The organism is Cyclobacterium roseum (genome assembly GCF_010119225.1).
Lineage (GTDB): Bacteria > Bacteroidota > Bacteroidia > Cytophagales > Cyclobacteriaceae > Cyclobacterium > Cyclobacterium roseum.
This window is the reverse complement of the sequence record NZ_WNKF01000011.1, coordinates 84337-99134: the sequence shown is the minus strand read 5'-3', so window position 1 is coordinate 99134 and position 14798 is coordinate 84337. Positions and strand designations below refer to the sequence as shown.

The following is a 14798-nucleotide window of genomic DNA, read 5'->3' as shown; positions in this document are numbered from 1 at the left end:
TAGCTTTTTATCCTTAATAAAACAAAAAAGCCCGGAGGATTACCCCTGGCTCATCATTAAATACGTTTCAAACAAAATGTCTTAGTTTTCCGTGTCGGGGAAATAAATTTTCCCGGAAAGCCGCATTAATTCAATTTCATTTTCCTTGATTGCAAATAGCGACTCGATCAACCGGCTTTCTGCCTGCAAGCGATTTACCTGTGCGTCACGGAATTCCAGGTAATTGGTAATTCCCAGCCGAAAACGATCCAAGGTGATATCTGCATTTTCAATCGCCACTTCGTAGTTATTCTTTTCGATTTCCAGTAACCTTTTGCTATTTTGATAAGTGTTGAAGGTCCGCTGCAAATCCGAAAGCATCTGGTTCTCGTATTGTTCCATCAAATGCCGTTGGTTATTGATTTGAATCTTGGCTCCCTGAATTTGCCGGTTCAGAGAAAGACCACTGAAAAGATTTAAGCTAATGGTCGCCCCCAGGTTAATTCCCTGTTGTTCGTTGCTCAACAGGAATCCGGCATCTGAATTCAGCGTATTGTCATTGTAGGAACCATTTAAAGTAATGGTGGGCAAGCGTTGTGCTCTCAATTCCTTGAGCTGCAGGTAGGCTACATTTTCCATGCGCTGAGTCACCAAAAACATCTTGTTCTGGTTATAGGCATTTTCCCGCAACTCCTCCATGGATAGGTCTTCCTTGATGGTAATGGTATCTTTTACGGCAAAATTATCGTCCATACCCAAAGCCAGTAACTCATTCAGGTTTACTCTGGAATTTTGAATTACCTGTTCCTGGGTAACCAAAGCGGTAAGGTCGGCATTGTAGTCTACCTGAGCAGCCAGAAAATCCCGCTTAGATGCCCTACCAAATTCATATTGGGCTTTGGCAATTTCCAGCCGTTCGTCCGAAAGCTCCAGGGTATTGTTCAACACATCATACCTTTGCTGCTCCAGAACCAACCTGTAATAAGCCGTTGCGATTGCCGCTACTGTATTCTCAATCACCACTTTGGCCTCCAGTTCACTCACCTCTGCCAATTTTCCTAACCTCTGCAGGGCTACCACGGCATCCGCACTAAACCCGTAAATGGCTACCAGGCTGTAATTATTGGTTCTGGTTTGCGCTCCGGGAATGATCCTGGGGTTTTCCGGGTCGTTGACAAAGGCCTGCTCGGTATCCTCTCGTCGGTAACCCCTGGTATTGTTCAGGTCAAGGGTAGGCATCAAGACACTAGTCCCTATCCTCCGGTCATTTTCTGTCAACAAAACCTGGTTGGTGGCTATTTTAACGTCAAAGTTGTTTTCCAACCCGATCTCAACCGCTTTTTCAAAAGTCAATAACTCTTTTTCCTGCGCCAGCAGCCTGGAGGAAAAAACGATCCATATACTTAACAATAAAAATTTCTTCATACTAGACTCTTGCTAATCTGCCCTCTTTAGATGTCAAATAAGTATAAATGCCTGGAATTACAAAAAGCGTCAGAATGGTAGCCAATAGCAATCCGCCAATAACCGCAACGCCCATAGGAACCCTTCCTTCGGAACCGGCTCCCAGAGCCAAGGCAATTGGAAGAATTCCCAAAATGGTGGATAAACTGGTCATCAAAATGGGTCGGAAACGAGCCGCAGCAGCCCCTTCTATGGCTTCAGCAATACTCATCCCGGCCGCTTTCCGCTGGTTGGCAAACTCCACTATCAGGATACCGTTTTTGGTGACCAGTCCGATAAGCATAATGATTCCGATCTGACTAAACACATTAAGGGTAAAATCAAATACCCATAAGGAAAACAATGCTCCGAATATCGCCAGGGGAACCGTAAACATGATGGTCAGCGGATCCATAAAACTTTCAAACTGGGCCGAAAGCACCAGGTAAATCAACACAAGAGCAAAGATAAAGGCAAACACCAAACTGCTGGAACTATCCCGGTATTCCTTGGACAAGCCTGCCACATCAGTGGAATACGTTTCATCTAAAACTTCAGCCGCAATTTTATCCATTTCCTCCAATCCTGATCCCACGGTTTCGCCCGGTGCCAACTGGGCCTGAACGGTGGCACTGACAAAACGATTGAATCGGTAAAGCTGCGGTGGGGTGCTTCTTTCTGAAATGGTCACCAAGTTATCCATTTGCACCAGCTGCCCGTCTTCTCCTCTGACATAAAGCATTCGAAGATTGATGGGTTCATTTCTGTCTTCCAATCGCATTTCTCCCACCACCTGGTATTGCTTTCCATTCATGATAAAGTAATCAAAGCGCTGACCGGAATAACTTAACTGAAGGGTTCTGGCGATTTCCTGAACCGATACACCAATATTCCTGGCTTTTTCCCGGTCTATCTCCACTTCAATTTCTGGCTTGGTAAATTTCAGGTTGACATCCGAAAAGCTAAATGCCGGATTTTGCCCTACCCGTTCCATAAAGACTGGAATAATGTCTTTTAATTTCTCCAAGGTCTGTGCCTGAAGGACATACTGTATGGGTAACCCCGCCCTGCGGTCGCCAATAGAGGGTTCTTGTGCCCCAAAGGCCCGAACTGCCGTTTTGGTTTTCAGGTATTCCGAAACCTCATCAAAAATCTCCTGTTGGGACCTTGCCCGTTCATCCGCATCTACGAGCGCTACCCGCACAAAACCTGAGTTGGTGCTGGCCGTTCCAAATCCTGGGGATGTCACTGAAATTAATCCCGCTCTTTCCTCATCCGGCACCAAATTCATCAATTCTTCCGTCATTTCATCAATGACCCGGTCCATATAGCCAAAAGTAGCTCCTTCCGGCCCGGCAAGGTTGATCCTTATTTGTCCCCTGTCCTCTATGGGAGCCAATTCGGAAGGTATATCATTGAAAAGAAGGTACGTTCCAAAACCCATAATGGCTAATAACACGAAGGAAAGCCACTTTACTTTCATAAAACGGGATAAGGCTCCTGCATAAAGGTCATTCAACCATAAAAAGAAAGGTTCTGTTTTGGTATAAAGCCAATTTTTCTTCTCCCTTTTCTTAAGCAATTTGGAACTTAGCATGGGGGTCATGGTGAGGGCCACAAAAGAAGAAATGATCACCGCTCCGGCCACCACCACACCAAATTCCCTAAACAACCTACCAGTAGTACCCGTCAGGAAAATAACCGGCAAGAACACAGCAGCCAAGGCTACGGTGGTAGCAATTACAGCGAAAAATATCTCCTCAGCACCTTTTTCAGCCGCTTTATCGGGATCTTCTCCCCCTTCAATTTTTGTGTAGATATTCTCCAATACCACGATGGCATCATCCACCACCAATCCAATGGACAACACGATGCCTAGTAAGGTGAGTACGTTGATCGAAAACCCTGCAAAGTACATGATGAAGAATACGCCGATCAAACTGATCGGAATGGTCAGCACCGGTATGAACGTGGTCCTCCAATCCCGGAGAAAGATAAAAATGATCAGCACTACCAGCACAAAAGCCAAAAAGATCGTTTCCTGGACTTCACTGATAGAGCTTCGGATGTATTTGGTGGTGTCAAAGCCGATTCCCAATTTTATGTCCTCGGGCAAATCTTTTTGAATAAACTCCAATCTTCGGTAGAATTCATCCATGATTTCGATGCTATTCGAACCCGGAAGCGGAACGAGGGCAACCCCGACCATGGGCACTCCATCTCTTTTCAATACCGTTCGTTCATTGAGGGGAGCCAATTCGGCATTGCCAATATCCTGAAATCGTACTACATTGTTTTCCTCTTCTTTGATAATCAGCCGGTTGAATTCCTCAGGGGTGCTCATCCGGCTCCTGGTCCTCACCGAAAGTTCTATCGACTGGCCTTCAATACTTCCTGTAGGCAGCTCCACATTCTCACTTTGTACTTTGGTAAGCACATCCAGGGGAGTAATCCCATAGGATGCCATCCTCAGGGGATCCATCCTTAACCTGATCGCATATTCCTTTTCTCCCCAGATCCGTATCTCACTTACCCCGTCGATGGTCTGAAGCCGCTCTTTAAAAATATTGGCCGCAATGTCTGATAATTCCAGTAAGCTCCGTTGATCGCTTTGGATATTCAGAAAAACAATGGGCTGGGTGTCTGCATCCTGCTTGGTAACGATAGGGGGTTCGGCATCTATGGGGAGATTACGCCGGGCCCTGGAGACCCGGTCCCTGACATCATTGGCCGCCGCCTCCATGTCGGCTCCGACTTCAAATTCCACCGTGATGCTGCTTCCTCCATCGTTGGAGATGGACGTTAGGCTTTTGATTCCGGATATCCCATTGATCCCTTCTTCCAGGGGTTCTGTAATCTGGGCCTCTATTACATCGGCATTGGCTCCCACGTAGGTGGTCCTGACATTAACCACCGGAGGGTCCACACTTGGAAATTCCCTGACGCCCAAATAGGATATCCCTATAATACCAAAAATGATGATGGTTAAGGACATGACGATGGACAATACCGGCCTTCGGATACTGATAGTGGATAAACTGGACATGATGATCAATTAATTTGGTTGACGTTGACAGGCATACCTTCCCGGGCTTGCAATACACCGGTAGTTAACACCAGCTCTCCCGGAGCCAGACCATCTAAAACTTGAACCCTGGTATCCGTCCGTTGACCAATTGTCACCTTTCTGGATTCAATTTTTCCTTCATTGGCTATGAATACCTTATACCCCTCCAATTCGGGTATAAGGGATTCAGATGGTATCATGATCGCATTGTCTATTTCATTTAATACCAACCTTACCCTTACAAACATCCCAGGCAAAAATTTCTTTTCCTTATTAGGACTCCTTGCCCTGATTTTAAGGGTTCTGGTGGCGGCATCCACATTAGGCTCTATGGCATATACTTTTCCCTCGGCCTCCTCACTGCTGTTGTTTGCCCGAAAGTAAACGAGTGAACCCGGTTTGATTTCATTGACATACCGTTCCGGTATAGAAAATTCGATCTTGATCGGATCCACATTGACAATATTGGAAATCACGTCCGTAGTTCCGATAACGCTTCCCTCGGAAACCTGCCGGAATCCCAATTCCCCATCAAATGGGGCGCGAATAACCATCTTGCTTAATTGCGCCTCAATAAGCCTTAAATCAGCCAGATTGGTATTGTACTGATTTAGGACGATGTCATATTCTTCCTGGCTGATCGCCTCCCGGGACAACAATTCCTTTTGCCTGTTCTCCTGGCTTTCGTACAATTTTTTGGTATAGCTCAGCCTTTCCCGCTGGGCATCCAGCTCCTCGTCATTCAGGTAAAGTAAGGGGGTCCCCTTTCTGACAAACTGTCCTTCATTGAAGGCTACTTTTTCTACCAGCCCGGCTACTTCCGGCCTCAAGGTGACAATTTCATTGGGGATCAAGGAACCGGTAATATTCAGGTTATTTTCCAGCTTTTCCTGCTTAAGTTCTACCACGTTCACCGGCAGACTGGATTGATTTTCACCGTTTTGAGAAGTGGTCGCTTTTTCCTCCCCTCCGCTAAAAATATCCATTCTGGGGTAAAAAAATAAGACACCTATCACCAAGACGATGATAACTATCAAAATAATTTTGGTCTGTTTTTTCATTACGGGTGCTGGTATAAAATTAGGTTTAGTGGCTAAATGGGTACTATACAAGAATCAAATTTTCTCGCTTTTGTTTAACGTTTTGGAAATTAAAATTTTTTCATCTGCCTTCCTATATAGAAAAGCAACAGATTACTTCTGAAAACATTCCAACGAACTACTAAACTAACTGATATTTTTATTATAAGGAAATAAATAAACACGAGAGGCAAATCGAGAACACCAATGGCGGGTAATAAATGCCCCGTAATCGAGCAGGTATCGGAGGTTCTACCATATAAGCAGAAAATCAGGCCACCCTGCTTCAATCAAGGTGGCCCGATTACCATGTATTCTCAGTTGAAATTAGGGAATTCTATTTTAGTCAATTTCCCTAACGGGTAGCATCACCTTATCGATAATGTGAACAAAGCCAGTTTGGAAAATATCATCATTCACGGTCACCAGGGTAGAAGATGCATGGTCTTCCCCATAGGTAAGCATGACATTCCCTCCATCTATTGAAATCATGGGCATAACCTCTCCGGTAAACTGAGGAGTCAGAGTCTGATTATCGGAAACATTGGCAGAGTAGACCAGATCGTTTACGATATGGTACCTGACAATCTCTTCCAATGCTTCTTCGCCAACCATCTCCACCAATTCTTCCAACGACCCTGCTCCAAGTGCAGTCAATAAGTCTGCAAAGGCCTGATTGTCTGGAATAAATAACGTCCTGAAATTAGTAGATAATTGTGAGTTCAGCCCTAAAAGTTCAACCACTTGCTTAAATACACTCAGCTCCGGATTTTCATCCAGGAAGGCTGCCATGGCATTTGACCTCGGGAGCAATACTTCATCAATCAGGTGTACCGTTCCATTTCCACGTTCAGAACGCAGGATATTGACAGTCTGGTTGTTAAATCTCACCTCGCCTCCGGATCGGTTGACAAAGATATTCTGGTCGGCATTGGTTTGAATGAAATTATAATTGGTATCACTCAGATCAGATTGCCTGATATTCGGCTCTGCAATGTGATACGCCAGAACATTTTCCAGGCCTTCAATATCATCTGCCGATTCAAAACCATTTTCTGACATAAACGCCTCAATAGCAGCATCTGTAGGAGCAAAGACTGCCCGCTGATCCTGGGTTTGCCGACTCACCAACAAAGGCAGTAAGCCTTCGCTGTCCAGAAATTCATTGAAAATACTCAACTCTGATTGGGCCGCAACCAAGTTGCTGAGAAGTTGGTCTTCGGTTCGCCCTGCCACGGGCTCCTCGTAATTCGCATCGATACAGCCAGCCATCAGTATGCCCGCTGCCAGAAGAAATAGGATATTATTAAACGTATGATTCATAATAGGAATGTTTTCTTTGGACCACAGATTATTTGAAAATATACCTTAAGCCAACCTGGGCATTCCAGGTCTGGTTCAGGTTAAAAAGGGACTGGGAAACCTGGGTAGGATAAACACCGGACTGACCTTGAATACTATTTAAGGTAAACTGGGCATTGCCGTTGTCATCTACTCCATTAAGATCCAACAGGTTACTTTGTATCACCTGCCGACCTACTCCCCATGAATCCTTCAATAGGTTCCCGACATTTAAGATATCCAGGGAAATCTGAAGTTTATGCTGATTGGTATCCTTGGTCAGGTGAAGATCCTGTATCAACCTGAAATCAAATCGGTGCAACCAGGGCAACATGGCACCGTTTCTTTCGGTTACCTGTCCTCTATTGGCTCGTAAATAAGGATCATTTTCTATGTACTGATCCAAAATATCCCATTGCTCTGCAGCCGTCTGGGTGATTACCCCTCCTGAGACACGGTCCACTAACTGGGCATCTTCAAGGCTTTCAGGAACATACATCAAACGGATACCGCCGCCATCACCAAAATTACCGGAATAGGTGTAGCTGTATCTGCCTTGCTCTCCACCCTCATAAAAAAGTGAAATTTGGGTGTTGTTGTATTCATTTAATCCTTTGGTATTGAAAGAGATTAAACCTACTACCCTGTTCGGTTGGTCAAAGCGGTTGAAACCTTCCTCCGGATTATTTCTATCTGTCTGTACCCCCGTAGGCCACAAGGAAGCTGCCTGTGAGCCACCGATCAGGCCAAAATCTCTTTTTTGGCTTCTGGTGTATGCCAGGCTGGTAAAAATCCCTGATCCCCAATCCTTTTGTAAAGACAAGGTCAGCGCGTTGTAAGTACCCACATCGATATTGGTTAGTAAAAATAGCTCATTGATTCCCGTGCCATTGATTCCCTGACTGTAAGTTGGGTAAGCATTCCCTCCGATATTGACTGATTCACCGGTTGGGGTACTGGCCAGATTGGCTGAGAATGGCATGTTGTAGTCGCTGGAATGCATGGCTTCCAGGGTAAAAATAAACCCGTCTCCGAATTGATAATCTGCGGCCAAATTCGATCTCCAGGTTTGTGGCAATTTGAAGTTTTCATCCGTCACGTTTACAGAGCTGGAGATATCAGGCTCCTGCTCTGCCGGATTTGGTCGGTAGTAATTGATGTCAGACTGGAAGCCCTGCCATTCACCTTCTGCCCATTGATCTGGGGTTCTCCCCACAAATCCTCTGGTGATTCCATTGGCATTGATCTGATTGGAAAGGTGAACGAAAATAGGTCTAGCTGCAAACAATCCCGAACCCCCTCTTACCTGTAACGAACCATCACTCATGGCATCCCAATTAAACCCAAACCTGGGCGAGAAGACAGGATTTACCGGAGGAAACTGACTCACATCCGGGCTGATCATCTGACCAGGCTCCCTGGGGTTTTCTACTGAAATATTTAAAGCATCTAACCGGGGATTTCTGGGGGCATCAATGGGATAGAAAGGCAAGTCTACCCGCAAACCTCCGGTAATTTTCAAGTCTCTGGTGGCCTGATATTCATCCTGGATGTACATACCTACTTGGCCGAAACTTACCTGATCGGTAGGCAAGGTAAATGGATTGTCTGCATCATAAGTGAAACCGATGGCAAATCCATCAGGAATCACATCCGGGTTCTGATTAATCACACTCTCTACAAAACTGTCATAGGAATTGTACCTGTACCAGGAATCCCATGTGGGGTTAAAGGCATTGTCAAACGTCATGTATTCGAAATTAACCCCTGCTGTAAAGGTATGGTTACCCATAAAGTAGTTGAAATTGTTGGTCAGGTTGAATGTCTTGTTGTCCAGAAGATTTCCCCTGGTAAACAATTCAGTTCCCATAGAAAGATAATAGAGGGGGGTGTTCCCGTCAAATTCCAACACCTCGATCATCGGAAATTCCTGACCGCCCGGTACCCCTCTCTGTGTGACCGCACTGGTATAACCGATATTCAGGGAATTGGCCATGTTGTCTCCAAGGGTTGAATTTAGTTCAGCTACGATAGACGACACATTATTCTCAGAAGTGTAATGGGTGTTTCTGAACGTCAATGCCTCGATTCCGCCTCTGTTGGTGTTTCTATAGCGTAAGCTTCCGGGAAGGCCCCTGATACTGTTTCCATTTACCGTCACGTCTCTTAACTGCTGAAAACGGTTATACCTTACGGTCAATTTATTTCTGTCATTGACATTGTAATCCAGGCGAAGATTTAGTCTGGTCGCATCATCTGCGAAAGGTATGTTTTCGTAAGCACCGGTCTGGTATCCATACAACTGGTCTAGTTGCTGGCTGACAAATTCCGCTCTTTCAGCAGGAACTCTCGATACAATCTGATTGTCAGGAAGCAGCCCTTGTTCCGGTCGGGCGGCCAATCTGTTGTCGCCGGGAAGGTCATTGATTTCCGTTTCTGCACTTACGAAGAAAAATAACTTATCTTTGATAATGGGGCCTCCAAAAGCAATTCCATGGATATTAGTTTGCGACTCGGAAAACGGAACTTCACGGCCACCATTTACGGTGATTCCCTGCAGCCGGTCATTTCTAAATAGAGTGTAAGCAGTGCCCCTCCATTCGTTAGAGCCAGCTTTGGTAATCGCATTCACATTTGCTCCGGTGAACCCACTTTGGGTAACATCATAAGGAGCAATGTTTACCTGAACCTCTTCAATCGCGTCGAGCGATATGGGATTGCCTCCGGCAAACTGGCTGGAACCCAGGCCAAAGTTGTTGTTGTACAAATTCCCATCAATGGTGTAGTTGTTATACCTTTGATCTGCTCCCCCAAAACTGGTACCGTTACTTTGAGGAGTGAGCCGGGTGAAATCATTGATACCCCTGCTGATCGTAGGCATGGAGTTTATTCGTTCATTGTTTAGGGAGGTAGATGCACCTGTTCTGTCGGAGTTCATGATCCCGTCTCTTCTTCCGATTATCTCTACGGCTTCGAGCTCCACCCCATCCGTAAAGGTAACATCGATGGTGTATTTCTGGCCCAAAGAAAGGATAATGCCATCAAACACCTTTTCATCGAAACCTACGAAAGAAAAGGTAACCGTATACGGGCCTCCTACTCTCATGTTGGGAAGGTTAAATCGACCGTCAATATTGGTGACGGTACCATATCGCGTTCCGGAAGGTTCGTGGATCGCGACCACATTCGCTCCGGGCAGCGTTTCCCCGGTGTCATCAGAAACAGTTCCCTGCATGCTGGCGGTGGTCACTCCCTGCGAATAGGCTAAACCCGAGATCAATACAAGGGTTAGCATCGCAAAAAGACTTTTTCGTAGTAGTTGCCTCATTTTAATAGTAGTTAGGTAGAATTAGAAAACTTTCGTTAAGAAATCAGGTTATTAGGGCAGGTACAAAGGTAACCTTATATTAAGACTATCTTTTTTGCGAATTGTTATGTTTTCAATTTATCCCGTAAAAGTAGTTAACAATTCCCTAACTTTAGAATTAAGAAGTAAATTTTTTTAAGGCCTACAATTCTACTTCTAAAACGTGTTTTTATGCTGAAATTTTCAAAAATGCCCTATAAACTTCTAAATACCCTTTCAATTTGACAGGGTATTTGCCTAAAATTTCCGTTCAACAAACCCTTTTCAAAATCCGCTGTGGAAAATTTGCCGGCTACGACCCCCGGTTTGAATTTTTACCTATAAAGTCTTTATCTTTTGGACCGAAATAGAAATTTCCCACCGAAAACCAATAAAATGTATAAAAAAGGAATTGTCTGGCTCTATCTTTTTTTAGTTGCAGCTCTGGCAGACATGGCATTGATTGTCCACTCTGAAAGCCAATACCGCATTTTTAGCAAACCACTTCTTATGGCTTTCCTGCTGGGTTATTTTCTTCAATCCACCTCCCTTATCCGGGGAAGCCTGCTAAGAAAAAGTGTTTCTGCTGCACTGTTTTTTTCGCTGGCAGGCGATGTCCTACTCCTCTTCCCCAATTTGTTTCTCTATGGTCTTGGTGCATTTTTTATGACCCATATTTGCTATATCATCGCTTTCAAGCTTACGCAGAATCATCTCTTTAATCCCTTGAAGGTAAACTTCATCAAGATGTTTTTATACAACCTACCGGTTTACATTTTAGCAGCCTTCGTTTATTTTTTGATCCATAAGCAGCTAAATGAGCTAAAAATACCTGTAGTGATGTATTTACTGGTCCTGGTCATGATGCTAACGCTGGCCCGGGAACGATTTGGAAGAACCAATGCGGCCAGCTTTTGGCAATTGTTTCTGGGTGCCTTTCTGTTTTTTATTTCGGACGGCTTGCTGGCACTGGACAGGTTCTTTGAACCCATTCCAGATGGCGATGTACTGATCATGGGTACATACACCTTAGCACAGCTTCTAATCATCATGGGTATCCGAAGCCATCTGATTTCTCCGCGTTAGCACGTGTGCGGGGTAAGATGGCGATTTTGCCTAGTCTTTCTTCCGATGAATCGCCAGTGACAGTTCTGTTAACTGATCGTCTGAGATCCTGCTGGGAGAATTAATCATAACATCTCTTCCCGCATTGTTTTTTGGAAAGGCGATGTAGTCTCTGATCGAATCGCTCCCGCCAAAAATCGCGCAAAGCCTGTCAAACCCAAAGGCAATTCCGCCATGAGGCGGCGCGCCGTATTCAAACGCCTCCATCAGGAATCCAAACTGGGACTGGGCTTCTTCCTCTGTAAACCCCAAGTGTTTGAACATGAGTTGCTGTCGTTCCCTGTCGTGAATACGAATGGAACCACCCCCTATTTCTACCCCATTGATCACCAAATCATAAGCATTGGCACGTACTTTTCCCGGATCCGCTTCCAGCAAGGGAATGTCTTCCGTTTTGGGAGAGGTAAACGGGTGATGCATGGCGTGGTACCGGGCCGTTTCTTCATCCCATTCCAATAATGGAAAATCCAACACCCAAAGTGCTTTGTATACCGATCTATCCCTCAATCCCAAATCGTCTCCCATTCTGAGTCGCAATTCAGATAGCTGCTTTCGGGTAGCATCAAGCGCTCCGGACAAAACCAATAACAGATCTCCGGCGGCCGCTCCTGCCTTTTCAGCCCAGCTTTTCAAGTCTTCCTGGCTATAGAATTTATCCACAGAGGATTTAAAGGTTCCGTCTAAATTACACTTGACATAGACCAGGCCTTTGGCTCCAATCTGAGGCCTTTTCACCCAATTGGTAAGTTCGTCCAGTTGTTTTCGGGTGTAGTCGGCGGCTCCTTTGGCACATATTCCTGCTACCAGTTCTGCCGAATCGAAGACATTAAACCCTTTTCCCTGGGCCAATTCATTTAACTCAACGAAAGTCATTCCAAACCTCAGGTCCGGCTTGTCATTCCCATACAGCCTCATGGCATCTGCATAGCTCATGCGCTGCACTTCATCCAGCTCCATGCCTTTGACCTCTTGAAAAAGATGCCGCATCAAGCCCTCAAATAGTTCCAGGATATCCTCCTGTTCCACAAAAGACATTTCACAGTCGATCTGCGTAAACTCGGGTTGCCGGTCTGCGCGTAGGTCTTCATCCCTAAAGCATTTTACAATCTGAAAATAACGGTCAAAACCGCTGACCATCAATAGCTGTTTGAAGGTTTGCGGCGACTGGGGAAGGGCGTAAAATTCGCCGCCATGAATCCGGCTGGGAACTACAAAATCCCTGGCTCCTTCCGGAGTGGATTTGATGAGCACAGGCGTTTCTACTTCCATGAAATTGGCCAGATCCATGTATTTTCGGGTTTCCTGCATCATTCGGTGCCTCAGGTGCAATTTTTCCCGGATAATATTTCTTCTCAAGTCCAGATACCGGTATTTCATCCTCAGGTCTTCGCCTCCATCCGTATCGTCTTCAATGATGAAAGGAGGTACCTTCGCTTTGTTCAGTACCTGCAGGTCACTTACTTTTATCTCGATCTCCCCTGTAGGAATTTTAGTGTTTTTTGCCGTACGCTCAATGACTTTGCCATGGGCCTGCACGACAAACTCCCTGCCCAGAGACCCGGCACTTTTCAGCAGCGCAGCATCCGCTTCTCCTTCTTCAAATATCAACTGGGTTATTCCATACCTGTCCCTCAAATCTACCCAAATTAGGCCTCCTTTGTTTCTCACCCGTTGCACCCAGCCGGCAAGGGTTACTTTTTTATTCAAATCCTCCAACCGCAATTCCCCACAAGTATGTGTTCTAAGCATAAATAATTCTGTTTATTTGCAATTAATCGCCAAAGATAAACATTCAATGGAGAGATTGCTATTTTAGGTTAAAGATAAAGCAATAGAAGGGCTATTTTACCCGTTTGATGAAGCAATTGGCTGCTTTGAAATAAGTGAAAAAGCGTATATTTAAAAAGAAAAAGGCTATTGGATTGAAATTTATCAAGATAATTGACTTATTTTGTGTAACATTTATTATTTAATCTTGATTTTATGAAAAAATTTTGGACATACGGTGGAATCCTATTGATTATTGGGATGGGCTATTGGATAAGTCAGAAAAAGGAAATTCCTGCTTCGGAAGTAGAAACCGAAGAGAAAGTGCTGGTCGAAGAAATAGTGCCCGTAGAAGAAAACCTCCTATATGGCATCAATGTGGATGAGTTGGATATTATCGAAGGGATTGTTAAACGAAACCAAACGTTATCTACCATTTTAGCTCCTTTTAATGTTCCCTATCAGATAATAGACGAAATAGCCAGGAAATCTGCAGAAATTTTTGACGTTAAAAAAATCGCTTTTAATAAAAAATATACCGTCCTGACTCCAAAAGATTCGCTACAGGCACAATTTTTCATCTACGAACCCAATCCCACCGAGTTTGTGGTATTCAAGCTGGACCGGCCGGAAATTTATCTGGAAAGTAAGCCGATGGAAATTGTTAACAGGGAGATTGGCGGAACGATCAATTCCTCCCTCTACGTAAACATGACCCAATTAGGGCTGACCCCTGATCTCATTGACCAATTTGCTGATTTGTATGGCTGGGTGGTAGATTTCCAACGCCTGCAAAAAGGCGATAAATTTAAAGTAGTATTCAAAGAGCAACTGGTTGAAAACCAGACAGTTGGCATAGAGGACATTGAGGCAGCCTATTTTGAGCATATGGGACAGGGATACCATGCCATTCCCTTTGAGCAAAACGGGATCGTTTCTTATTTTGATCAGGAAGGGAATAGCCTCAAGAAGGCCTTTCTCCGGGATCCCCTGCGATTCACACGGATTAGCTCCCGGTACAGTCTAAGCCGATTCCATCCCGTTCAAAAACGCTATAAAGCCCATCTGGGCACCGATTATGCCGCCCCCAGAGGTACTGAAATCCGTACCGTGGGCGATGGCACGGTCCTGGAGGCCGGATACAGCCGTGGCAATGGAAATTATGTCAAAATAAAACACAATGGCACCTATTCTACCCAGTACCTGCACATGTCTAAAATTGGTAAGGGGATCCGAAAAGGCACTCGTGTAAAGCAAGGTCAGGTCATCGGATACGTGGGCAGCACGGGACTTGCCACTGGCCCGCATCTTTGCTTTCGTTTCTGGAAACATGGCAAACAGGTGGATTGGCTTCGGGAAGACATCCCCCCTGCGGAACCTATTGCACCAGAAAACCTACAGGCTTTTGAACAAGTGAAAGTAGAAAAAATAGGAAAACTATCTGCTATCCCTTATACCGAAAAAACAGAATTACTTACAAGTAGCTACTCGAAGTAGCCCGGTTTAAAAAATACCCGTTGGGATAAAAAATAGCATCTCAACGGGTGTTTTCAGTTTATTTTTTAACGCAGCTGTAAATTCATTTTTTATTTATAAACAGCCATTCTGATTAGTGAAATACTAATAATTCGGTTGAAACTCCATTGACATC

The 14798-nt window shown here is 44.8% G+C and carries 8 protein-coding genes; 2 read left to right on the top strand and 6 right to left on the bottom strand.

The annotated features are described in order from the left end of the window. Positions 1 to 81: 81 nt before the first annotated feature. The 5 genes from GJQ68_RS15800 to GJQ68_RS15780 all read right to left on the bottom strand — a co-directional run bounded on the left by GJQ68_RS15800 (position 82) and on the right by GJQ68_RS15780 (position 10237). Complete coding sequence (locus GJQ68_RS15800; RefSeq protein WP_162418278.1) at positions 82 to 1404, bottom strand: TolC family protein; 1323 nt, start codon at positions 1402 to 1404, stop codon at positions 82 to 84. Position 1405: 1 nt separating this feature from the next. Then, positions 1406 to 4468 (bottom strand): efflux RND transporter permease subunit, encoded by a 3063-nt coding sequence (locus tag GJQ68_RS15795; RefSeq protein ID WP_162418277.1) that lies wholly within the window; start codon positions 4466 to 4468, stop codon positions 1406 to 1408. Between the two features lie 5 nt (positions 4469 to 4473). Continuing rightward, positions 4474 to 5550, bottom strand: a complete 1077-nt coding sequence (locus GJQ68_RS15790) for an efflux RND transporter periplasmic adaptor subunit (protein WP_162418276.1) — start codon at positions 5548 to 5550, stop codon at positions 4474 to 4476. Positions 5551 to 5910: 360 nt separating this feature from the next. Next, positions 5911 to 6891 (bottom strand): fasciclin domain-containing protein, encoded by a 981-nt coding sequence (locus GJQ68_RS15785; RefSeq protein ID WP_162418275.1) that lies wholly within the window; start codon positions 6889 to 6891, stop codon positions 5911 to 5913. Positions 6892 to 6919: 28 nt separating this feature from the next. Next, positions 6920 to 10237, bottom strand: coding sequence for a TonB-dependent receptor (locus GJQ68_RS15780; RefSeq protein WP_162418274.1), 3318 nt, complete (start codon positions 10235 to 10237; stop codon positions 6920 to 6922). 414 nt (positions 10238 to 10651) lie between these two features. On the opposite strand from GJQ68_RS15780, the gene GJQ68_RS15775 reads away from it, so the two are divergent. Next, a complete protein-coding gene (locus GJQ68_RS15775; RefSeq protein WP_162418273.1) occupies positions 10652 to 11341 on the top strand; it encodes a lysoplasmalogenase in 690 nt (229 codons plus the stop codon). 30 nt (positions 11342 to 11371) lie between these two features. On the opposite strand, the gene aspS is transcribed toward GJQ68_RS15775, so the two are convergent. Next, complete coding sequence (aspS, locus tag GJQ68_RS15770) at positions 11372 to 13129, bottom strand: aspartate--tRNA ligase (RefSeq protein ID WP_162418272.1); 1758 nt, start codon at positions 13127 to 13129, stop codon at positions 11372 to 11374. A gap of 234 nt (positions 13130 to 13363) precedes the next feature. On the opposite strand from aspS, the gene GJQ68_RS15765 reads away from it, so the two are divergent. After that, positions 13364 to 14644, top strand: coding sequence for a M23 family metallopeptidase (locus GJQ68_RS15765; protein ID WP_162418271.1), 1281 nt, complete (start codon positions 13364 to 13366; stop codon positions 14642 to 14644). Positions 14645 to 14798 lie beyond the last annotated feature (154 nt).